The following is a 21,265-nucleotide window of genomic DNA, read 5'->3' on the forward strand; positions in this document are numbered from 1 at the left end:
ATGGAGTGTCAAGGCCGCAGGAGCCCTGCCGGTAACGCAAGTGCCACGCTGCAGTCATGAGCATGAAATGGGGCATCCCTAGATTGGCCCCAGTCATCAAGAGAGCAATCACATGCTGCAAACTCGAAAGGTGGAGCGGCGCGTCAGCCGCAGCAAGCTTCATGTCGGGCTCGCGACCTGCGAAAGTGAGATTCATGAGGCCCAGAAGCTGCGCTACCATGTCTTCGCCGAGGAACTCGGTGCCCGGCTGCCGAGCCGTATCCCGGGTGTCGATCACGATCTCTACGACCCCTTCTGTGAGCATCTGGTGGTGCGTGACGAAAGCCAGGGCCGCATTGTCGGCACCTATCGCATCCTCTCGCCGCAGGCCGCGCTGCGCGTCGGCGGCTACTATTCCGAAACCGAGTTCGATCTGACTCGCCTGCAGCATCTGCGCCCGCGCATGGTCGAAATCGGCCGCTCGTGCATCCACTCCCAATATCGCAGCGGCGCGGCGATCGCGCTGCTTTGGTCGGCGCTGGCGCGCTACATGCAGGAGAATCGCCACGACTACCTGCTGGGATGCGCGTCGATCAGCATCGCCGACGGCGGGCATGCGGCGGCGAGCCTTTATGCCCGCCTGCGCGAACGCCACGAAAGTCCTCCGGAATACCGCGTCTTCCCGCGCTACGCGCTGCCGTTGCGCGCGCTGCGCAGCGACATTCCCGCCGAAATACCGCCGCTCATCAAGGGCTATCTGCGCGCGGGCGCCTGGATCTGCGGCGAGCCGGCGTGGGATCCGGATTTCAACACCGCGGACCTTCCGATCCTGATGCCGATGAACCGCATCGATCCGAAATACGCCCGGCACTTCGTGAAGCCATGCGACTGAGCGCTCCCCCGAAGGTCGTGACTCTGGTGCAATACTGGCGTCTCGGCCACCTCGCGCTGCATCTACTGCTGGGCGGGACGGCAACCTTGCTCGCATTTCCGCTCCTGCCGCCCGGCTGCCGGGCACGATTGCGTCAGCTGTGGTCGAGACGGCTGCTGGCAACGCTCGGGATACGGCTCGAAGGCAACGTCGAGGGCCCGCCTCGAGGCAGCCTGATCGTCGCCAATCACGTCTCCTGGGTCGACATCTTTGCGATCAATGCCCTGGCGCCGGCGGCTTTCATTTCGAAGGCGGAGGTGCGCAACTGGCCGCTCGTCGGGTGGCTCGCGGCGCGCAACGACACCGTCTTCCTGCGACGCGGCAGCGCGGGGCACGCGCGCGTCATCAACGCGGAAATCGCGGAGCTGATGGCGGCGGGAAACTGCGTGGCCGTATTCCCCGAAGGCACCACCACTGATGGCTCGCACATCCTGCACTTCCACTCGGCCCTGCTGCAGCCTGCGATTGCCGCCGGGCGTCCGATCGTGCCGGTCGCGATTCGCTACGAGGATGCCCGGGGAGCACCAAGCACGGTGGCCGCCTACGCGGGCGAGACCTCGCTGTGGCAATGTATCCGGGCCATCGCCGGCGCTCGCGGCCTGACACTCCGGCTCAGCCCCTGCACCCCTCTGACCGGCGCCGCAGCAGACCGAAAGCAGCTCGCCCGGCAGGCGCGAAGCGTGATTGCAGATGCGCTGTTCGACCGTCAGGGGCACCGACTCCGACACGCGGCGTAACTCGCCGGAGAGATGAGACCGGCGGCCGCGCGGGCCGGCGTTGCATTACCCCTTTCTCTTCCGTAATCAGATCTTCGTCACTCATGAGCGCGAGTTTCGAACGCCGGCATGACGCGAAGGTGATCGTCGGATTATCGTTGCGTGACGGCAATGCGAGTCCGCTCGCCAGTCACGAGCACGTAACGGAAGCGGCTTAACTTGGCCGGGGCCTTTCACAAGAAACTCCACAGAGGACCTGCCCATGACCGATCACCGTTCCCCCGGCCAGAACCGCCGCGACGACTCGACCAACCTCTCGGACAACCCCGGCTTCGACACCGTCCTGCAAGCGCGACTGTCGCGCCGGCGTCTGCTCGGCGGCGGGATCGGCGCCGCGGCGCTCGCGATGATCGGCGGCGGGCTGTCGACGGCCTGTGCCGCGCCGGCGGCGCAGGGCGCGGCGGCGCCCGGACGGAGCGCCGCGAAGCTCGGTTTTTCCCCTGTCGCGAAGAGTCTCGCGGATGTCGTCGCGCTGCCGGACGGTTACCGCCACAGTGTGCTTTACCGCCTCGGCGACCCGATTGCCGCAGGCGTCGGCGAGTACCTGAACAACGGCCAGGACGACGCCGCGAGCTTCGCGTTCCGCGGTGGCGATCACCATGACGGCATGCACTACTTCGGCCTCGGCCCGAACGGCAAACTTCACAAGAACGAATCGTCCCGCGGCCTGCTGTGCCTGAACCACGAAGCGATCACGCCGGCCTACCTGCACCCGAACGGCCCGACTGTAGTCAACGGCGTGCGCACCGTCGCCGACGAAGTGCTGCGCGAGTTCTACGCCCACGGCGTCGGCATCATCGAGGCCTTCAAGGCCGGCGACGGGTGGCGCTACGACCAGGACTCGCGCTTCAACCGCCGCATCCACACGCTGACCGAGATGGAGCTGTCCGGTCCGGCGGCGAAGACGCCGTACATGGTCACCAAGTACTCGCCCGACGGCAGCCGGACGCGCGGCACCGTCAACAACTGCGCCAGCGGCAACACGCCGTGGGGCACCTACCTCACCTGCGAGGAAAACTGGGCCGGTTACTTCCGCCGCATCGCCGCGATCGACAACCCGATGCGGACCGCGAAGGAACTCACCGCGCTCGCCCGCTACAGCGTCGCCGGCAACGGACGCGAGCGGTGGGCGACGCTCACGCCCGATACGCCGGACGACCTCTACGGCCGCTGGAACGCGATGAAGCTCGGCACCTCGGCCGACGGCAGCGACGACTACCGCAACGGCCCGAACACCTACGGCTGGGTCGTCGAGATCGATCCGTTCGCCCCCGCCTCGACGCCGAGGAAGCGCACCGCGCTCGGCCGCTTCGCGCACGAAGGCGCGTGGCTCGGGCCGGTGCGCAGCGGCGCGCCGCTGGTGTGGTACATGGGCTGCGATTCGCGCAACGAGTACATCTACAAATACGTATCGAACCAGCCGTGGAATCCGGCGGATGCCGACGGCGGCATCAAAGCCGGCGACAAATACCTGGACGACGGCAGGCTCTACGTCGCGCGCTTCGATGCCGACGGCAGCGGCCAGTGGATCGAGCTCGGCTTCGGGCTCGGCAACGTGACGCCGGCCAATGCAGCCTACGCTTTCGCCGACCAGGCGGACGTCGTGCTGCACGCGCGCCTTGCCGCTGACGCCGCCGGCGCGACGAAGATGGACCGCCCGGAATGGGGCGCGGTCAATCCGCACAACGGCGAAGTGTACATGGCGCTGACGAACACCAATGCCGCGAGCCGCCCGATCGACCAGCTCGATGCCGCGAACCCGCGCTTCTACAACGACCGCAAGACCACGGGCCAGAACCAGCTCGGAAACCCCAATGGCCACATCATCCGCTTCGCCGAAGCCAGCGGCGATGCCGGCGCGACGTCCTTCACGTGGGACGTGTTCCTGTTCGGCGCGCGCGCGAGTGCCGATGCGCAGAACGTCAATATCTCGGGGCTGACCGATGCGAACGATTTCTCCAGCCCCGACGGGCTGTGGTTCAGCCAGGCGACCGGTGTGCTGTGGATCGAGACCGACGACGGCGCTTATACCGACGTGACGAACTGCATGCTGCTGGCGGCAGTGCCGGGTACCGTCGGCGACGGTGCGCCGCGCACGATCGTCAGCACCGACGGCGTCACGACGAAGGCGGTCGACACCTACGTCGGCAAGCAGCCGGGCGAAGAGAACCTGCGCCGCTTCCTCGTCGGTCCGAAGGAATGCGAGATCACGGGCGTCGCGGAAACCCCGGACGGCAAGACGCTGTTCATCAACATCCAGCACCCCGGCGAAGACACGCGGCCCGACTTTGCGACCGACAGCTTCGGCAGCCACTGGCCGGACGGAGGGCTCGCCCGGCCGCGCTCGGCGACGATCGTCATCACGCGCGAAGACGGCGGCAGGATCGGCATCTGACGCGTCGGGAAGTGCACAGGCACGCAACCCCGGCGCCGGCCGGGGTTCGTTGCAGAAAAATGATCGCCCGTCGCCGCAGCGCGCGCCTCAATCCCGCGTGCTGCGGTCGTTCCTCGACCCTGGGCGACGACGCGGCGCGGCCGCCAGGCGCGCCCGTTGCAGCGCCAGGAACTCGAGCACGCCCCACACGACGGCGCTGCCGAGTGCAAGCACGGGCGTGCGAAGAATTTGTCGCACCACGCCGCTCATTGCGATGCCGCACGACCGACCGCCTTGCGCCCCCATGGATACAGCCAGTCGTCAACGAAGAGCTCATCGATGATTCCCTGCAGATCGAATAATTTCCAGTTCATGGACGCTCCCGGATGTCGGTGTTGATCGGCTTCGGCCACCCTATCAACCCAACATGGCAATCTCGTTGCAGCGCGCGACGAGGGCTGCGAGCGTGACGCCTCGTGCGATTCCCGAGCTGACCGAGCTCGAACACGTCATCGAGGCGGGAAGGGACCATCTCCAGACGCGCGTCGTCGCCGAAGTCGACGGCGGACCCGCAGGCCGATTTCCGATCTATGCGATCGGATTGGGCAATCCGGGCCGCGACGCGCCGGCGATCGGATTCTTCGGCGGGGTGCACGGCCTGGAAAGAATCGGGACGGACGTCGTCATCGCGTATCTGAGATACCTCGTGATGCGCCTGCGGTGGGACATCACCCTGCATCGACAGCTGGAATCGATGCGACTGGTATTCATGCCCCTCGTCAACCCGGGAGGCATGTGGCGCGAAACGCGCGCCAATCCGAACGGCGTGGACCTGATGCGAAACGCGCCGCTGGACGCCCTGGAACGCGTGTTGCCGCTGATCGGCGGACAACGGATCAGCGCCCGCTTGCCCTGGTTCCGCGGCCTGCAGAACGGCGCCATGGAAATCGAGAGCCAGGCGCTGTGCGAAATCGTCGCCACCGAACTCCTCGTGCGCGACTTCAGCATCGCGCTCGATTGCCACTCGGGGTTCGGGGTGAGCGATCGGATCTGGTTCCCCTATGCCCATACGCGCGCGCCGTTGCCCCACCTGGCCGAGATCCACGCACTGAAGGAGGTCTTTCGCCTGACGCACATCCACCACCCCTACATCTTCGAGCCACAAAGCCGTCAGTACTTGGCCCATGGCGATCTGTGGGACTTTCTGCACCTGCGTGCCTGCAGGACGGCCGACCGGGTTTTTCTGCCGCTGACACTGGAGATGGGCGCCTGGCTATGGGTCAAGAAGAACCCGCGTCAGCTGTTCTCCCGCCAGGGGATATTCAATCCGCGCATCGCGCACCGCCAGCAGCGCGTGCTTCGCCGCCACCTGTCGCTGCTGGATTTCCTGTCGCGCGCCACCTGCAGCCATCGACTCTGGGCGCCACGCGGTGAGGCGCGCGAGCAACAGCATGCGCAGGCCCTTGCCCAGTGGTATCGATGAACCGATGAAGACCTGGATCTTCCTGCGCGGACTCACCCGGGAAACTCGTCATTGGGGCGACTTCGTGGACACTTTCGAACGGATCGTTCCCGACGCCCGGGTCGTGACGATTGATCTTCCCGGTAACGGCCGCCTGAACCACCTGGTGAGCCCCTGCAGTGTGCGCGAAATGGCCACCTGCTGCCGGGAGGCCTTGATCCGCCGCGGCATCGCGCCGCCTTACAATTTGCTCGCGATGTCGCTCGGGGCGATGGTGGCGGTGGCGTGGGCCTACGCCTGGCCGGGCGAAGTCGGTCGCTGCGTGCTGATCAACACCAGCCTGCGCCCGTTCAGTCCGTTCCACCGGCGCCTGCGCCCCGACGCCTGCCTTGCGTTGCTGAAGCTGGCACTCGTGGGAGGGAGCGCTGCGGAATGGGAGGAGAGAATCCTCTTCCTGACGAGCCGCCTGCGCGGGGATGCCGCAAAGCTGCTGAGCGAGTGGGCCGGTTTCCGCACGGAGCATCCGGTCACACGGGCAAACGTGTGGCGGCAGCTGTACGCCGCCGCCCGCTATCGCGCGCCGGGCGAGAAGCCCGCGGCCGCGCTGCTGATCCTCGCGAGCCGGAACGATGCGCTGGTGCATGTCGGATGTTCGCAAGACCTCGCAGCCGCGTGGAACGGTGAGCTCAGAATCCATCCGCGGGCCGGGCACGACCTGCCGCTGGACGACGGCCAGTGGGTCGCGGCGCAGGTGGTGAACTGGCTTGCCGCTCGCAATCCCTCCTCCTGATCGCCGCAACATGCCGACGGTGGAGGTTCGGCGGCACGGAAAACAGGGCGCCGTCCGATCGAAACGGCATGCAAGCGTTTGACGGCGTCCGGTGCCGCCGACAGAATCGAACTCCCTTCACGACTGCGCACCCTCCATGCTTGCCCTCGACACCTTGCTGACCTTCCTTGCGATTTCCGCCGCGGTTACCGTCGCGCCCGGGCCGGACAACCTGATGGTGCTCGGGCAGAGCCTCGCGCGCGGGCGCATCGCCGGCTTCGGCATCGCCGTCGGCTGCGCGCTCGGCTGTTTCACGCATACGCTGTGGGCGACGCTCGGCGTCAGCGCCTTGCTGCTCGCGTCGCCGAACGCGTTCTTCGCGCTCAAGCTCGCCGGCGCGCTGTATCTCTTCTGGCTCGGCGTGCAGGCGCTCAGGAGCGGCGGGATCGCGGCGGCGCAGCGCGGCGAGGCGGCGGCGCTGCCGTGGCGCCGGTATGTTGCGCGAGGCTTCATCGCGAACGCCGTGAATCCGAAGGTCGCGCTGTTCTTCCTCGCCTTCCTGCCGCAGTTCGCGCACCCCGAGGCCGGCCCGGCGTCGGCGCAGATGCTGGTGCTCGGTGCGGTGTTCGCCGCGCAGACGGTCGTCGTGTTCGGCGCGATCGCGTTCGCCGCCGGCGGCATCGGCCGCCTGCTTGCGCGCCGGCCGCGGTTCGGGCCGTGGCTCGACCGGGTCACCGGCATGATCTTCATCGGCCTCGCCGCGAACCTGCTGCTCGGCGGTCGCCGGGGGTGACGGCGCGGCGCGTGCAGTAGAATCGGGCCATGAGACGCGCCCCCGCCACCGCCCTGCCCGGCCCCGAGCCGACCCACCGCCACGACTGGCAGACCCTCAAGAGTCTCGTCCCGTACATCTGGGCCTACAAGGGCCGGGTGCTGTTCGCGCTGTCGTGCCTGATCGCGGCGAAGGGCGCGAACGTCACCGTCCCGATCATCTTCAAGCACCTTGTCGACACGCTGTCGCTGACGACCCAGCAGGCCTTCATCGTCGTGCCGGCGGCGCTGCTGCTCGCGTACGGCGCGCTGCGCTTTTCGAGCTCGCTGTTCACCGAACTGCGCGAACTCGTGTTCGCGCGCGTCACGCAGGAGGCGGTGCGCGAAATCGCGTTGCGCGTGTTTCGCCACCTGCACGCACTGTCGCTGCGCTTCCACCTCGAGCGCCAGACCGGCGGGCTCACGCGCGACATCGAGCGCGGCACGCGTTCGATCGGGTCGCTGATCAGCTACACGCTGTATTCGATCCTGCCGACGCTGATCGAGATCGGCCTCGTGATCGGCATCCTGCTCGCGCAGTACGACGCGGTGTTCGCGATCATCACGCTCACGACGCTGACGATCTACATCACGTTCACGGTGAAGGTCACGAACTGGCGCACCGCGTTGCGGCGTCGGGCCAACGAACTGGATTCGGCCGCGAGCGCCCGGGCGATCGACAGCCTGCTGAACTTCGAGACGGTGAAATATTTCAACAACGAGGAGTTCGAGGCGCGCCGCTACGACGAACAGATGCAGAAATGGGCCAACGCGCAGGTCAAGAACCAGTTCTCGCTGTCGGCGCTGAACGTCGGCCAGGCGGCGATCATCGCCGTCGGCGTGACGTTGATGATGTGGCAGGCCGCGACCCGCGTCGCCAGCGGCGCGATGACGATCGGCGACATCGTGCTCGTCAATGCCTTCCTGATCCAGCTGTACATCCCGCTGAACTTCCTCGGCGTCATCTACCGCGAACTGCGCCAGGCACTGACCGACATCGAGCGCATGTTCGGGCTGATGCACGAGCACCGCGAGATCGCCGACGCGCCCGACGCGCTGGTGCTGCCGCCGGGTGCGGCGACGGTGCGTTTCGAGAATGTCAGCTTCGCGTACGACCCGAAGCGGCCGATCCTGCACGGCGTCGATTTCGAGATTCCGGCCGGGTGCACGCTCGCGGTCGTCGGCCATTCCGGCTCCGGCAAGTCGACGCTCGCGCGCCTGCTGTATCGCTTCTACGACGTGCAGGGCGGCGCGATCCGCGTCAACGGCCACGACCTGCGTCAGCTTACGCAGGCGAGCCTGCGCGCGGCGATCGGCATCGTGCCGCAGGACACGGTGCTGTTCAACGACAGCATCTTCTACAACATCCAGTACGGCCGCCCGGAAGCGAGCTGCGAGGACGTCGAAGCCGCGGCGCGCGCCGCGCAGCTCACCGACTTCATCGCGCGGCTGCCGGACGGATTCGAGACGTGCGTCGGCGAACGCGGCCTGAAGCTCTCCGGCGGCGAGAAGCAGCGCGTCGCGATCGCGCGCGCGCTGCTGAAGAACCCGGCGATCCTGATCTTCGACGAAGCGACGTCGGCGCTCGACTCGAAGACCGAGAAGGCGATCCAGGCGCAGATCGAACACGCGGCCGCAGGGCGCACCGCGCTGGTCATCGCACACCGGCTGTCGACGGTGATGAACGCCGACGAGATCATCGTGCTCGACCAGGGCCGCGTCGTCGAGCGCGGCACCCACGCCGCACTGCTCGCGCGCGACGGCGACTACGCGCGCATGTGGGCGCTGCAGCAGCAGGAAGGCGAGGAAGCCGCGAGCGCGGCATGACCGCGAAATTGCATGTACTTGACCATGCATGCATTCGTCTTGCGCACCGATTTGCACTGACCCGGTGCGCGGCAAGCCTCGGCCTTCAGGCCGGGGAAGGATGGCGCGGACGCCGTAGGCGTCCTTTCGCGGTCAATGCGGCGTCTGCTGCTGCTCGATGTACTGACGGATGATCCTGATGGGTGCGCCGCCGCAGCTTCCAGCGAAGCAGGACGGCGAGCACAGCGCACCGCCCCACAGCTTCTTGCGGAGGCTTGGGTAGTTCTTCTTGCGGATCATGCGGCTGGAGACGCCTTTCAAACTGTTCACCAGCGCCGAAACGGATACTTTTGGCGGGTAGCTCACCAGCAGGTGAACAGGGTCGTCTTCGCCGTCGACTCTGCCAGCTCCGCCTCGGAGTCGGCGCAGACGCTGGCGAAGATGCCACGCAAGTCGTCGAGGATAGTCTTGGTGAACACCTCGCGGCGGTATTTGGTCACGAAGACCAAATGTACATGCATCAGAAAGACGCAATGTCTTCCGCGCCTAATGTCGTTGTCGTTGCTCGTGGGTCAAGCCATACTGAGGTCATGCAACGACTCCAAGCCTTCAAATACGAACTGATGCCGACTGGCGGCCAGCGGCGCGACATGCGCCGCTTTGCCGGCTCATGCCGGTTCGTCTTCAATAAGGCATTGGCGTTGCAGAAGGAGCGCCACGAGCAAGGCGAGAAGAAGCTCGGCTACGTCGGGCTGTGCAAGCTGCTCACCGAGTGGCGCAACGGCATGGAAACCCCGTGGCTCAAGGACGCGCCGACGCACCCATTGCAGCAGGCGCTCAAGGACTTGGAGCGGGCCTATGCCAATTTCTTCGCCAGGCGGGCCGACTTTCCCCGCTTCAAGAAGAAGGGCCAGCGCGACAGCTTCCGCTATCCCGACCCGAAGCAGATCAAGCTCGATCAGGCCGATAGCCGCATCTTCCTGCCCAAACTCGGCTGGCTACGCTACCGCAACAGCCGGGATGTGCAGGGCACGGTGAAGAACGTCACCGTCAGTTCGTCAGGCGGCAAGTGGTATGTGTCGATCCAGACGGAGCGCGAAGTCGAGCAGCCGATCCCGCAAGGGGGTGCGGTCGGCATCGACATGGGGATCGTGCGCTTCGCAACCCTCTCGGACGGCACGTTTTACGCGCCGCTCAACAGTTTCAAGCGGCATGAAGACCGGCTGCGCCGCGCCCAGCAGGCGATGAGCCGCAAAACCAAATTCAGCAGCAACTGGAGACGCGCGAAAGCCAGAGTCCAGCGCATCCATTCCCGCATCGGCAACGCTCGCCGCGACTTCCTGCACAAGACCACGACCACGATCAGCCAAAACCACGCGATGGTGTGCATCGAGGACTTGCAGGTGCGCAACATGTCTAGATCGGCGGCAGGCACGGCAGAGGCGCCGGGAAGAAACGTTCGGGCCAAATCCGGCCTGAACAAAGCCATCCTCGATCAGGGCTGGTTCGAGTTTCGCCGCCAACTGGACTACAAGCTGGCGTGGAGCGGCAGGTATCTCATCGCCGTGCCGCCGCACAACACGAGCCGTACCTGCCCATGTTGCGGCTACGGGTCAAAGGACAACCGCCGCACGCAGGTGCAGTTTTTGTGCGTCGAGTGCGGGTTCGAGGAAAACGCCGATCTGGTCGGCGCGATCAACATTCTCAGGGCGGGACACGCCCGTTGCGCCTGTGAAGTGAGCGATGCTGTCAGGTCGCCAGCAGCAGGAACCCACCGAAGCGACTCATCCGAGCACGATGCCGGGGTGAGCACCGTAGGAATCCCCCGACTTTAGGCGGGGGAGGATGTCAATTGACCAGCATTTATCGGGGTCGCCGTACAAAGTACAGCGGCCGTGCACCGCAACTGCCGCCCGTCAGTCCTCGAACAGCTCAGAATGCGTACCCGCACGCACGAAGATGATGACATCGCCATTCAGCCGGTAGATCAGCAGAAAGTCGCCGCCGATGTGACATTCCCGGTGATCAGCCCAGTTCCCCTTCAGCGGATGATCGAGCCACTCGGGGCCCAGAGGCGAATCATTGGCGATGAGCAGCAGCATCGCCTCCTTCAGACGCTTGAGGTCGTAACGGCCCGAGCGGGAAAGGCGGTCCCAGTCCTTGAGGAAGGTCTTCGTGTAGTCGCACGCCCTGGGCGGCGTGGCCCGCTTACTGCCGGCGGGCCTTTTCGAGGTCATCGATCAGGGCATCAGCAGAGTCAAAACGCGCAGCGCGGGCCGTCATCATCGCGCGGGCTTCTTCCATCGCCTCACGGGTCTTTGCGTTCGGAACCTTGAGTTCCAACGGGAAAGCCTGATCGTTGACCACGCGCTTGAGCAGGATACGCACCGCATCCGACACGGACAGTCCCATGGCTGCCAGAGCCTCGCTGGCTTGCGTCTTGATTTCGTTGTCCACCCGGACATGCAGCATCGTGGAATGGGCCATAGCCGGATCCTCCCTTTCCACGCATTCTGTATCTCTGATGCGATACAGTCAAGTGACCAGGCAGGTCGTGGCCGTTATGCACAGCTGTTCATAACGGCCACAAGCAGCCATAGCGAGCGGGTTCCGGAAGCAGCCGTTCGATGATGAATCGATGGTTTGGGGTAGGAGATAGTGGATGCGTCGCGGTCCGTTCAGGGACCCCGACTTTTCGCTAGATGGGCAGCAGCGCGTCAAGCAGTGATCGCACTCCACCTTGCATACATTCACCAGCCAGGACAGAAAAGCCTCTACTTCGGCACAGCCCAACGTAACCGGATGCCGCAAATCGTGGAACTGAATGTAGGTGCGGACCCAGTGAGCATACGCCTGTTCGGTTCGTAAGTTATAATGCAAATAGCGTATGCGCTCACTCAATTTGTCGAGTACCCTGACCGAGCGCAATGGTGCAAAAAGGGCAGTGTCGGTTTTCAGGATCTGTTATGACTGCTATTTCTTACGGTCTATGCGTATCGCGTGCTGACGGCAAGCAGGTTTCACTACTGATGCGCCTGCTGCACGATTTCATTAACTACCGCAGCCAGTGCGGCATTAAAGACAGCCGCGAAGGTTGCCTCACCCTCACCGAGTCGAAAGCCTCAATCCACTGGGTGAAAGACGGCGATGGCGAGCTGCTGGCTGAGCAGCGGTGGGCGGCAGGGGAGCTCAAATGAATAATGACTTTGACGGCTTCCTGGACGGCTCTTTCGATGCCGCTTTAGATGCCATGGACCTGCCGTGGCTGCCGTGGGTAGGTAGCCGGTACCGTGAGGCCGAAGGCAAAACGATCATCCTTGGGGAGAGCATATACGTTTATGGTTCCGGAGATGAAACGGTCCTCCATAGAATTCTCAAGAAAGACAGCCTGCGGCAGAGGCAGATGACGCATGGCATTCTGGCGAAGTTCAAGAGTCGCTACCTCCGCAACTTTGAGCGCGCCGTGTTCCTGAAGAGGCGACCGGTTGCGGCGGAAAGGGCGCTCCTCTGGTCTCAGGTGATCTATCACAACCTCGTGCCGCGGCTTCTACCATCGAGGAAGGACCGCCCCACGTACGATGACTACACAAAGGGGTGGCGCGTTTTCTTGGAGCTTGCAGAGGTAGTTCAGGCGCAACGGTGCATCGTGTACGGACTCGAGTCTTTAAAGGTCAAGGCTCTGCTGGATCTGCTCTCCCGCGATGTAATTACAGAGCGAAGAAGGCTTCCTGCCGTCGGCCGCAATCGCCCTTTGGCTTTATCTTTCCTGCTCAATGGCCGTGAGATGAACCTTCTGTTCATGCGCCACCCGAGCGCTTTTTTCCGTTGGAGCAAGTGGGGCACAGTCCTGCGGGAGACGGGAATGATACCGATCGCGTTAGGAAGGAACGCAGGTGTTGTTACCCATCCTGCTTCCGTCTGAGCGAGAAATAGGAAGCCATCTTCTTGCTTATAAAGGATAAAAAGTTAACAAGCCGCTGGAGCCGGCGCCGCTGACCTCCGTCGTGGCGCGTCCGCTTTGCTTCAATATGTAGGGCAGCTTTGGGTCGTTCTGACACGTTCGGGCAGGCCCCTCCAGCGATCATCACCTTTGCAGAGTCTGATCGCATCGAATGCAAGTGACTGACCAGTAGCAATGCAAAACGGTGATCACGTGTCGCGCAATTTCGCGGCATGACGATACTGTTCCGTTACACTCGCGCGTCGCCCACCACTACAAGCCTCGGGTAATGGACGCCCACGCCGCTCCCGCATTCCTGCGCGAAATCATCCTGTTCCTCGCCCTCGCCGGAGTGCTGATCCCGCTGCTGCAGCGCAGCCGCATCAACCCGGTGCTCGGCTTCCTCGCCGTCGGCATGGTCGTCGGGCCGTTCGGCCTCGGGCGATTTACCGAGGCGACGCCGTGGCTCGGGTACCTGACGTTCGGGCGCACCGAGGATGTCGAGGTCTTCGCCGAGTTCGGCGTGATCTTCCTGATGTTCATGATCGGGCTCGAGATGTCGGTCGACCGGCTGTGGGCGATGCGGCGCCTCGTGTTCGGGCTCGGCAGCCTGCAGGTCGGCATCACCGCGCTCATCATCGGCGCGACCGCGTACGCGTTCGGCAACGGCCTGGAAGCATCGGTCGTGCTCGGCGGCGTGCTCGGCTTCTCGTCGACCGCGGTCGTCATGCAGCTGCTGTCGCAGCGACGCGAACTGGGCACGCCGCTCGGCCAGGCGACGTTCTCGGTGCTGCTGCTGCAGGACCTGGCGGTCGTGCCGCTGCTGGTGCTGGTGACGATCCTCGCGCAGGACGCGGGCGGCAACTTCGCCGGGCTGATCGGCATCGCCGCGGCGAAAGGGGCCGCGACGATCGCGCTGATCTATCTCGTCGGCCGGCGCGTCGTGCGCCCGGTGTTCCACCAGATCGCCGCGAACCGCCAGGCCGAATCGTTCATGGCGCTGACGCTGCTGACGACGCTCGGCGTCGCGCTGCTGACCCGCGCGGCCGGGCTGTCGATGGAACTCGGCGCGCTGCTCGCCGGCCTCCTGATCGCCGAGACCGAGTTCCGCCACGAAGTCGAAGTCACGATCGAGCCGTTCAAGGGCCTGCTGATGGGGGTTTTCTTCATGTCGGTCGGCATGGGCATCGACGTCACGGCGATTCTCGCCGAACCGCTGCTACTACCGCTCTCGGTCGTTGGCCTGATGGCGCTGAAGGCCCTGATCGTGTTCGCCCTGTTCAGGATCTTCGGCCTGACGTGGGGACGGGCGGCCGAAGGCGGCATCATGCTGTGCCAGGGTGGCGAGTTCGCGTTCATCGTCATCGGCATGGCCTTGGGGCTGGGGATCGTCGCGCACCCGATCGGCCATTTCATGCTGCTGGTCGTCAGCCTGTCGATGCTCGTCACCCCGCCGCTGTCGCTGCTCGGACACAAACTTGGCGACGCGATCGATGCACGGCTCGGCAGGAGCTCGACGATCGCCGAGGAGAACCTCGTCGAACTCAGCGGCCATGTCGTCATCGCCGGCTACGGCCGGGTCGGACAGATGATCGGCGAACTGCTCGACGAACAGGGCATCCCGCACGTCGCGATCGAAACCGATGCCAGGCTCGTCGCCCGCCAGCGCGCGAAAGGCGCGCCGGTGTATTTCGGCGACGCGAGCCGGCCCGAGCTGCTGCGCAAGTTCCACCTCGAGCGCGCCGTCGCGGTGGTGCTGACGATGGACCACACGGCGGCGGCCGTGCACGCGGTCAAGGGCATACGGACGACGTCGCCGAACATCCGCATCGCCGCGCGTGCCCGCGATGAAGCGCACGCCGCGACCTTGCGCGACGCCGGCGCATCGGTCGTGATCCCGGAGACGCTCGAATCCGGGCTGCAGCTCGCCGGCTCGGTGTTCGAGACGCTCGGCGTGCCGGGCGACGTCGCGACGCGCCTGCTCGACCAGGAGCGCAAGCGGCGCATCGAATCGTTTCTTTCGGCCTGAAGCCGGCCTCGTCACAGGCCGCCTCGTCACATGCCGTAGTCCTCGCCGCCGCCGGCGAGCGCGACGTCGATCATGCGGCGCGTCAGGTGCGGCGCGAACAGTTCGATGAACGCATACACGTAGCCGCGCAAGTAGGCATTGCGGCGCAAGCCGACGCGCGTCGTGCTCGATTCGAACAGGTGCGTCGCGTCGCTCATGCCGAGTGTCTTGTCGGCCGCGGGATCGAACGCCATCCGCGCGAGGATGCCGATCCCGAGATCCATCGACACGTAGGTCTTGATGACGTCCGAGTCGAGCGCGGTGAGCACGACGTTCGGGCGCAGGCCGCGGCCGAGGAAGGCCTTGTTGATCAGGCTGCGCCCGGTGAAGGCGTCGTCGTAGGTGATGATCGGGTAGCGCGCGATCGCCTCGAGGGTCAGCGGATGCTCCTTGAGGATCGGGTGGCGCGGCGTCGCGACGATGCAGCGGTTCCACTGGTAGCACGGCAGCATCACCAGTTCGTCGTAATCGGCGATCGCCTCGGTCGCGATCGCGACATCGGCTTCGCCGGACATCACCATGTCGCACACCTGGCGCGGGCTGCCCTGGTGCAGCGACAGCTTGACCTGCGGAAAGCGCTGCATGAAATCGCGGATGATGCGCGGCAGCACGTAGCGGGCCTGGGTGTGCGTCGTCGCAATCGAAAGACTCCCGGCCGACTCGTTGGTAAACTCGTCGCCCACCTGCCGCAGGCTGTCGATGTCGCGCAGCACCCGTTCGGCGAGCGCGAGAACCTGGCGGCCGGGATCGGTGACCGCGACGAGGCGCTTGCCGTGGCGCACGAACACGTCGACGCCGAGCTCCGTCTCGAACAGCCGGATCTGCTTGGATACCCCCGGCTGGGACGTGAACAGCGCCTCGGCAGCTTCCGACACGTTCAACCCGCGCCGGGCGACTTCGTAGATGTAACGCAATTGCTGGAGGTTCATCCAGGGACCCTTATAACCAATTCTTCTTAGAGTCTAACGTCAACTGGCTTTTTGCATCTAGCGATCCGTTTTACGATGCGCCGCACCATACAAGAAGACGCATCTCATGGACTTTGCCTACACCGTTGCCGGATTCGCAGTTGGCGCTATCGTCGGACTCACCGGCGTCGGTGGCGGCTCCCTGATGACGCCCCTGCTGGTGCTGCTGTTCGGCATCCACCCTTCGGTCGCGGTGGGCACCGACCTGCTGTACGCGGCGATCACGAAGACCGGCGGCACCCTCGCGCACGGGCTGAAGGGCACGGTCGACTGGCAGGTCACGCGGCGGCTCGCAAGCGGCAGCCTTCCCGCCGCGGTGCTCACGCTGCTGCTCGTCGGCACGTTCGCGCCCGGCGGTATGGATGGCGCCGCGGGTCTGATCAAGGTCGCGCTGGGCGTCGCCCTCGTGCTGACGGCGGTGGCGCTGATCTTTCGCAAGCAGATCCAGGCGTATGCGCTCGCGCGCTTCGGCGGCACGTCGAACCCGGTACGCACGGCACGACTGACGGTACTGGTCGGCGCGGTGCTCGGCGTGCTGGTGTCGATTTCCTCGGTCGGGGCCGGGGCGCTCGGCGTGACCGCGCTGTTTTTCCTGTATCCGGCGATGCCGGCGCTGCGCATCGTCGGCTCCGACATCGCCCACGCAGTGCCGCTGACGCTGGTCGCCGGCCTCGGCCACTGGATGCTCGGCAGCGTGGATTGGTTTCTGCTCGGCAGCCTGATCGTCGGCTCGCTCCCCGGCATCTGGCTCGGCAGCCATATTTCGACGAAAGTCCCGGACCGGGTGCTGCGCCCGATCCTGGCAACGATGCTGGTGCTGGTCGGCGCCAAGCTGATCAGCCACTGAGCTGCAACAAGTATTCAACGAGAGAGACGCGATGTACCGATACGACGACTATGACCAGCAGCTTCTCGACGAACGCGTCGTGCAGTTTCGCGACCAGATGCGCCGCCATCTTGCCGGCGAACTGAGCGACGACGAGTTCCGTCCGCTGCGGCTGCAGAATGGCCTGTACATCCAGCGCCACGCCCCGATGTTCCGCATCTCCGTGCCGTACGGTCACCTCGCGAGCCGCCAGTTGCGCAAGCTCGCACACCTCGCGCGCACCTACGACCGCGGCTACGCGCATTTCACGACGCGGACGAACGTTCAGTTCAACTGGTCGCCGCTGGAAGCCATCCCCGACATGCTCGGCGAACTGGCGACCGTGCAGATGCACGCGAACCAGACTTCGGGCAACGACATCCGCAACATCACCGCCGACGCGTTCGCCGGCGTCGCCGCCGATGAAATCGTCGATCCGCGCCCGTGGGCCGAGATTCTGCGCCAGTGGGCGACCTACAACCCGGAGTTCGCCTACCTGCCGCGCAAGTTCAAGATCGCATTGAACGGCGCGACCGAAGACCGCGTCGTGGTGCGGATCTACGACATCGGGCTCGACCTGAAGCGCGACGCCGACGGCAACATCGGTTTCCGCGTGCTGGTCGGCGGCGGCCTCGGTCGCACACCGATCCTCGGCGAGGAGATCGCGAGCTTCGTGCCGTGGCAGCATCTCGTCACCTACTGCGAGTCGATCCTGCGCGTCTATAACCGCTACGGCCGGCGTGACAACGTGTGGAAGGCGCGCATCAAGATCCTCGTCAAGGCGCTCGGCGCCGAGGAGTTCGCGCGCCAGGTCGAAGAGGAATGGGCGCACGTCAAGGACGGCCCGAACACGCTGACCGAAGAGGAAGTGCAGCGCGTCGCTGCGCACTTCGTCGACCCGGACTACGAGACGCTGCCCGAGCGCAATGCGCTCTACGAGGCGCAGCTCGCCGACAGCAAGCCGTTCGCCGCGTGGGTCAAGCGCAACGTGCGCGCGCACAAGGTGCCCGGCTACGCGTCGGTGACGCTGTCGCTGAAGAAGACCGGCGTGGCGCCGGGCGACATCAGCGCCGAACAGATGGACTTCGTCGCCGACTGGGCCGACCGCTTCAGCTTCGGCGAAGCGCGCATGACGCACGAGCAGAACGTCGTCCTCGCCGACGTCAAGCTGTCGGACCTGCACACGCTGTGGCAGCTCGCGCGCGACGCCGGCCTCGCGACGCCCAACATCGGCCTGCTGACCGACATCATCTGCTGTCCGGGCGGCGACTTCTGCAGCCTCGCGAACGCGAAGTCGATCCCGATTGCGCAGGCGATCCAGCAGCGCTTCGACGACCTCGACTATCTCTACGACATCGGCGACATCGACATCAACATCTCGGGCTGCATGAACGCCTGCGGCCACCACCACGTCGGCAACATCGGCATCCTCGGCGTCGACAAGAACGGCGAGGAGTGGTACCAGGTGACGATCGGCGGCGAGCAGGGCAACGCCACCGCGCTCGGCAAGGTCATCGGCCCGTCGTTCGCGCGCGCGCAGATGGCCGACGTCGTCGAGAAGCTCATCGAAACCTACATCGAATACCGCCACGAGGACGAGCGCTTCGTCGACACCGTGCATCGCCTCGGCATCGAGCCGTTCAAGCAGCGCGTGTATGGCGGCGAAGTCCAGAAGCAAAGGAAGGTGGCTCATGCCTAAGTTGATCAAGAACGGCCGGGTCGTTTCCGACGACTGGCAGATCGTCACGCTCGCCGAGGGCGAAACCGCCGCCAACGCCGTCGTGCCCCCCGGACGCGTGCTCGTCCCGCTCGCGGTGTGGCAGGCGCGTCGCGAAAAGCTTGCCGGTCGCGCCGACACCGGCGAGCTGGGGGTATGGCTCAACGGCAGCGAGGGGCCGGAGGCGCTCGCGGACAACGCCGCGCGCTTTGCGGTCATCGGCATCGATTTCCCGAAGTTCACCGACGGGCGCGGCTACTCGACCGCGACGCTGCTGCGCACCCGCTACGGCTACAGCGGCGAATTGCGCGCGATCGGCGACGTGCTGCGCGACCAGTTCAACTACCTCACGCGCTGCGGCTTCGACGCGCTGCAGCCGCGCGCCGGCCGGTACACCGACGAGCAGCTCGAAGCGGCGACCGCGAGCCTCGCCGATTTCACCGTGCCTTACCAGGCATCGGTCACGCATCCGCAGCCGCTGTTCCGCCGCGTCGCCCGCGGCATCCCGCCGCAGGTGAAATCGTGAGCGGCGCCGTGACGCTGTTGCGCCCCGCAGCGGCGAACCCGGCGACCCGCCCGGAACTGAGCGACGCGTTGCGCGCGAGCGTCGCGACGAAATCCGCCGCGGCGCTCGAGTTCCTGCGCGCCGCGGCCGCCGAGTTCGGTTCGGCCGGCGAGCTGACGTTCGCGAACAGCTTCGGCGCCGAAGACATGGTGCTGACCGACCTGATCCTGCGCGAGGCGCTGCCGATCGAGATCTTCTCGCTCGACACCGGCCGCCTGCCGACCGAAACCTACACGCTGATCGGCGAAGTGGAGCAGCGTTACGGCGCGAAGCTGAAGATCTTCTTCCCCGACGCGACGGCAGTCGAAAACCACGTCCGCACGCATGGCATCAACGCGTTCTACGACTCGGTCGAGCTGCGCAAGGCGTGCTGCGGCGTGCGCAAGATGGAACCGCTGCGCCGCGCGCTGACCGGGAAAAAGGCGTGGATCACCGGCCTGCGCGCGGCGCAGTCGGTCACTCGCACCGGCCTGCCGCTGCGCGAGTTCGATGCCGGCAATGGGCTCGAGAAGCTCAACCCGCTGTCGGACTGGTCCGAGGCCGAGGTGTGGGCCTACATCCGCATCCACGAAGTGCCGTACAACGCGCTGCACGACCAGTTCTACCCGAGCATCGGCTGCGCGCCCTGCACGCGCGCGATCGCACTCGGCGAGGACGTCCGCGCCGGGCGCTGGTGGTGGGAAGATCCCGCATCGAAGGAATGCGGGCTGCACGTCAAGAAGGGCTGAGCCATGAATCGCCGCCTCGACGACGCCACTGTGCACCTCTCGGCTGCCGCCCCGTACTCGCGTCCCGGCCTGCGCCGCCGCTTCTCGGCGCTGCGCGCCGGGCTGAAAGCCGCATTGCGCGCGCTGCGCGCCTCGAACATCAAACGTTAAGAAACGACCATGTCCACGCTCACCAGACAAACCCTGACCCATCTCGACTGGCTCGAAGCCGAGGCGATCCACATCCTGCGCGAAGTCGCCGGCCAGTGTTCGAACCCGGTGCTGCTGTTCTCCGGCGGCAAGGACTCGATCTGCATGCTGCGGCTCGCCGAGAAGGCCTTCCGCCCAGGCCGCTTCCCATTCCCGCTGATGCACATCGATACCGGCCACAACTACCGGGAAGTCATCGACTTCCGCGACAAGCGCGCCGCCGAGCTCGGCGAACGGCTGATCGTGCGCTCGGTCGAGGACTCGATGGCGCGCGGCACGGTGGTGCTGAAGACGCCCGACGAGTCGCGCAACAAGCACCAGTCGGTGACGCTGCTCGAAGCGATCGAGGAATTCGGTTTCAACGCCTGCATCGGCGGCGCGCGGCGCGACGAGGAAAAGGCGCGCGCCAAGGAGCGGATCATGAGCTTCCGCGACGAGTTCGGCCAGTGGGACCCGAAGAACCAGCGCCCCGAGCTGTGGAACCTGTACAACGCGCGCAGCCACAAGGGCGAGAACATCCGCGCGTTCCCGATCAGCAACTGGACCGAGCTCGACGTGTGGCAGTACATCGAGCGCGAGCAGCTCGAACTACCGTCGATCTACTTCGCCCATGTCCGCCCGGTCGTGCGCAAGAACGGCCTGCTGCAGCCGGTCACCGACGTCACCCCAGCCAAGCCCGGCGACGTCGTCGAGAACGTCCAGGTGCGCTTTCGCACCGTCGGCGACATCACCTGCACGGCCCCGGTCGAATCCGATGCCGACACCGTCGCGAAGATACTCCTTGAGACCGCGACGACGACGATCACCGAACGCGGCGCGACGCGGATGGACGACCAGACTTCGGACGCCTCGATGGAGCAGCGGAAGAAGGAAGGGTATTTCTGAGGGGCTGCGGGGAGTTTGTATTCGGAGTGCTGCTAATCGAGCGGAGCGGGGAATTTGCTCCGCGGCTGCGGAACTCGCCCTTCGGGCTCAGACAGTCCTCGCCGCTGCGCAAACACCCCGCCCCGCTCTGACAGTGTGCCGGCTCGGGCGAAAGGAATCAGGAGCGGTGGTTGATCGATGCCGGCGCAGTGAAGCTGACGAATTAACGACGCGGGGAAACGCAGCTCGAATCGGAAAACAGAACCCCGCATCCGGTTTTGCCCTCCCGCCCAACCCAGAACGTAGCCGGGGACGGGTGGGGTGTTCGTGGCGCGGGCGAGGACTGTCTGAGCGAGCGCAGCGAAGCGAGTTCCGCAGCCCGCAGAACGAATACCCCACCCGGCCCCGGCGGGCAGGCACCCCCCGAGACCGCATCGACCTTTAAGCCGCAACA

The 21,265-nt window shown here is 65.5% G+C and carries 22 protein-coding genes and 1 pseudogene; 17 read left to right on the forward strand and 6 right to left on the reverse strand.

From position 1 onward, the window contains the following. Window positions 1-112 precede the first annotated feature (112 nt). The 3 genes from pbN1_RS07420 (at window position 113) to pbN1_RS07430 (ending at window position 4,081) form a co-directional block, all read left to right on the forward strand. Window positions 113-871 (forward strand): GNAT family N-acetyltransferase, encoded by a 759-nt coding sequence (locus tag pbN1_RS07420; RefSeq protein WP_169201832.1) that lies wholly within the window; start codon window positions 113-115, stop codon window positions 869-871. A gap of 17 nt (window positions 872-888) precedes the next feature. Continuing rightward, complete coding sequence (locus pbN1_RS07425) at window positions 889-1,647, forward strand: lysophospholipid acyltransferase family protein (protein ID WP_244857198.1); 759 nt, start codon at window positions 889-891, stop codon at window positions 1,645-1,647. Window positions 1,648-1,888: 241 nt separating this feature from the next. After that, window positions 1,889-4,081: a PhoX family protein gene (locus pbN1_RS07430; RefSeq protein ID WP_169201834.1), complete on the forward strand. Its 2,193-nt coding sequence runs from the start codon at window positions 1,889-1,891 to the stop codon at window positions 4,079-4,081. Between the two features lie 87 nt (window positions 4,082-4,168). On the opposite strand, the gene pbN1_RS07435 is transcribed toward pbN1_RS07430, so the two are convergent. Continuing rightward, window positions 4,169-4,318, reverse strand: coding sequence for a hypothetical protein (locus pbN1_RS07435; protein ID WP_169201835.1), 150 nt, complete (start codon window positions 4,316-4,318; stop codon window positions 4,169-4,171). Between the two features lie 208 nt (window positions 4,319-4,526). On the opposite strand from pbN1_RS07435, the gene pbN1_RS07440 reads away from it, so the two are divergent. From pbN1_RS07440 to pbN1_RS07455, 4 genes are all read left to right on the forward strand, one after another. After that, window positions 4,527-5,543 carry a M14 family zinc carboxypeptidase gene (locus tag pbN1_RS07440; protein ID WP_210147692.1) on the forward strand — a complete coding sequence of 339 codons (1,017 nt, stop codon included), beginning with the start codon at window positions 4,527-4,529 and terminating at the stop codon, window positions 5,541-5,543. A gap of 4 nt (window positions 5,544-5,547) precedes the next feature. Continuing rightward, window positions 5,548-6,312, forward strand: coding sequence for an alpha/beta fold hydrolase (locus tag pbN1_RS07445; RefSeq protein ID WP_169201837.1), 765 nt, complete (start codon window positions 5,548-5,550; stop codon window positions 6,310-6,312). A gap of 136 nt (window positions 6,313-6,448) precedes the next feature. After that, window positions 6,449-7,084, forward strand: a complete 636-nt coding sequence (locus pbN1_RS07450) for a LysE family translocator (protein WP_169201838.1) — start codon at window positions 6,449-6,451, stop codon at window positions 7,082-7,084. Window positions 7,085-7,113: 29 nt separating this feature from the next. Next, window positions 7,114-8,928, forward strand: coding sequence for an ABCB family ABC transporter ATP-binding protein/permease (locus pbN1_RS07455; RefSeq protein ID WP_169201839.1), 1,815 nt, complete (start codon window positions 7,114-7,116; stop codon window positions 8,926-8,928). A 132-nt stretch (window positions 8,929-9,060) separates the two neighbouring features. On the opposite strand, the pseudogene tnpA reads toward pbN1_RS07455, so the two are convergent. Then, window positions 9,061-9,428: pseudogene (gene tnpA / locus pbN1_RS07460) on the reverse strand (IS200/IS605 family transposase). Between tnpA and pbN1_RS07465 the strand changes: the two are divergent. Next, window positions 9,417-10,742, forward strand: a complete 1,326-nt coding sequence (locus pbN1_RS07465; RefSeq protein ID WP_244857199.1) for an RNA-guided endonuclease InsQ/TnpB family protein — start codon at window positions 9,417-9,419, stop codon at window positions 10,740-10,742. The pseudogene tnpA and the gene pbN1_RS07465 overlap by 12 nt on opposite strands. Before the next feature lie 81 nt (window positions 10,743-10,823). On the opposite strand, the gene pbN1_RS07470 is transcribed toward pbN1_RS07465, so the two are convergent. The 3 genes from pbN1_RS07470 to pbN1_RS21130 are packed head-to-tail and all read right to left on the reverse strand — an operon-like array spanning window position 10,824 to window position 11,835. Beyond that, the gene (locus tag pbN1_RS07470) at window positions 10,824-11,144 is read right to left on the reverse strand and encodes a type II toxin-antitoxin system YafQ family toxin (protein ID WP_169201841.1); all 321 of its coding nucleotides are present in this window, start codon (window positions 11,142-11,144) and stop codon (window positions 10,824-10,826) included. Beyond that, the gene (locus pbN1_RS07475; protein WP_169119549.1) at window positions 11,116-11,394 is read right to left on the reverse strand and encodes a type II toxin-antitoxin system RelB/DinJ family antitoxin; all 279 of its coding nucleotides are present in this window, start codon (window positions 11,392-11,394) and stop codon (window positions 11,116-11,118) included. The genes pbN1_RS07470 and pbN1_RS07475 overlap by 29 nt, the downstream gene beginning before the upstream one ends. Before the next feature lie 48 nt (window positions 11,395-11,442). Further along, window positions 11,443-11,835 (reverse strand): phage integrase N-terminal SAM-like domain-containing protein, encoded by a 393-nt coding sequence (locus tag pbN1_RS21130; RefSeq protein WP_425305756.1) that lies wholly within the window; start codon window positions 11,833-11,835, stop codon window positions 11,443-11,445. A gap of 38 nt (window positions 11,836-11,873) precedes the next feature. Between pbN1_RS21130 and pbN1_RS07485 the strand changes: the two genes are divergently transcribed. The 3 genes from pbN1_RS07485 (at window position 11,874) to pbN1_RS07495 (ending at window position 14,876) form a co-directional block, all read left to right on the forward strand. Beyond that, entirely contained in the window at window positions 11,874-12,104 is a 231-nt protein-coding gene (locus pbN1_RS07485; protein ID WP_169201842.1) for a hypothetical protein, read from the forward strand. Then, window positions 12,101-12,829, forward strand: a complete 729-nt coding sequence (locus tag pbN1_RS07490) for a hypothetical protein (protein WP_169201843.1) — start codon at window positions 12,101-12,103, stop codon at window positions 12,827-12,829. Before pbN1_RS07485 ends, pbN1_RS07490 begins: the two co-directional genes overlap by 4 nt. 307 nt (window positions 12,830-13,136) lie before the next feature. Beyond that, window positions 13,137-14,876, forward strand: a complete 1,740-nt coding sequence (locus pbN1_RS07495; protein WP_169201844.1) for a cation:proton antiporter domain-containing protein — start codon at window positions 13,137-13,139, stop codon at window positions 14,874-14,876. A gap of 26 nt (window positions 14,877-14,902) precedes the next feature. Here the strand turns inward: pbN1_RS07495 and cysB are convergent, their stop codons facing one another. Then, window positions 14,903-15,844 carry an HTH-type transcriptional regulator CysB gene (cysB, locus tag pbN1_RS07500; RefSeq protein ID WP_169201845.1) on the reverse strand — a complete coding sequence of 314 codons (942 nt, stop codon included), beginning with the start codon at window positions 15,842-15,844 and terminating at the stop codon, window positions 14,903-14,905. A 106-nt stretch (window positions 15,845-15,950) separates the two neighbouring features. On the opposite strand from cysB, the gene pbN1_RS07505 reads away from it, so the two are divergent. Genes pbN1_RS07505 through cysD form a run of 6 tightly spaced genes read left to right on the forward strand, consistent with a single transcriptional unit; the run spans window position 15,951 to window position 20,832 of the window. Next, on the forward strand, window positions 15,951-16,730 hold the full coding sequence (locus pbN1_RS07505) for a sulfite exporter TauE/SafE family protein (RefSeq protein WP_169201846.1): 780 nt from the start codon (window positions 15,951-15,953) through the stop codon (window positions 16,728-16,730). A 31-nt stretch (window positions 16,731-16,761) separates the two neighbouring features. Beyond that, window positions 16,762-18,447, forward strand: a complete 1,686-nt coding sequence (locus pbN1_RS07510) for a nitrite/sulfite reductase (RefSeq protein WP_169201847.1) — start codon at window positions 16,762-16,764, stop codon at window positions 18,445-18,447. Beyond that, entirely contained in the window at window positions 18,440-18,991 is a 552-nt protein-coding gene (locus tag pbN1_RS07515; protein WP_169201848.1) for a DUF934 domain-containing protein, read from the forward strand. Before pbN1_RS07510 ends, pbN1_RS07515 begins: the two co-directional genes overlap by 8 nt. Continuing rightward, window positions 18,988-19,758, forward strand: coding sequence for a phosphoadenylyl-sulfate reductase (locus pbN1_RS07520; RefSeq protein ID WP_169201849.1), 771 nt, complete (start codon window positions 18,988-18,990; stop codon window positions 19,756-19,758). The genes pbN1_RS07515 and pbN1_RS07520 overlap by 4 nt, the downstream gene beginning before the upstream one ends. A gap of 3 nt (window positions 19,759-19,761) precedes the next feature. Further along, entirely contained in the window at window positions 19,762-19,908 is a 147-nt protein-coding gene (locus tag pbN1_RS07525; protein ID WP_169201850.1) for a hypothetical protein, read from the forward strand. Window positions 19,909-19,917: 9 nt separating this feature from the next. After that, window positions 19,918-20,832 (forward strand): sulfate adenylyltransferase subunit CysD, encoded by a 915-nt coding sequence (gene cysD / locus pbN1_RS07530; protein ID WP_169201851.1) that lies wholly within the window; start codon window positions 19,918-19,920, stop codon window positions 20,830-20,832. Window positions 20,833-21,265: the final 433 nt, after the last annotated feature.

It is taken from the genome of Aromatoleum bremense (genome assembly GCF_017894365.1).
Taxonomy (GTDB): domain Bacteria; phylum Pseudomonadota; class Gammaproteobacteria; order Burkholderiales; family Rhodocyclaceae; genus Aromatoleum; species Aromatoleum bremense.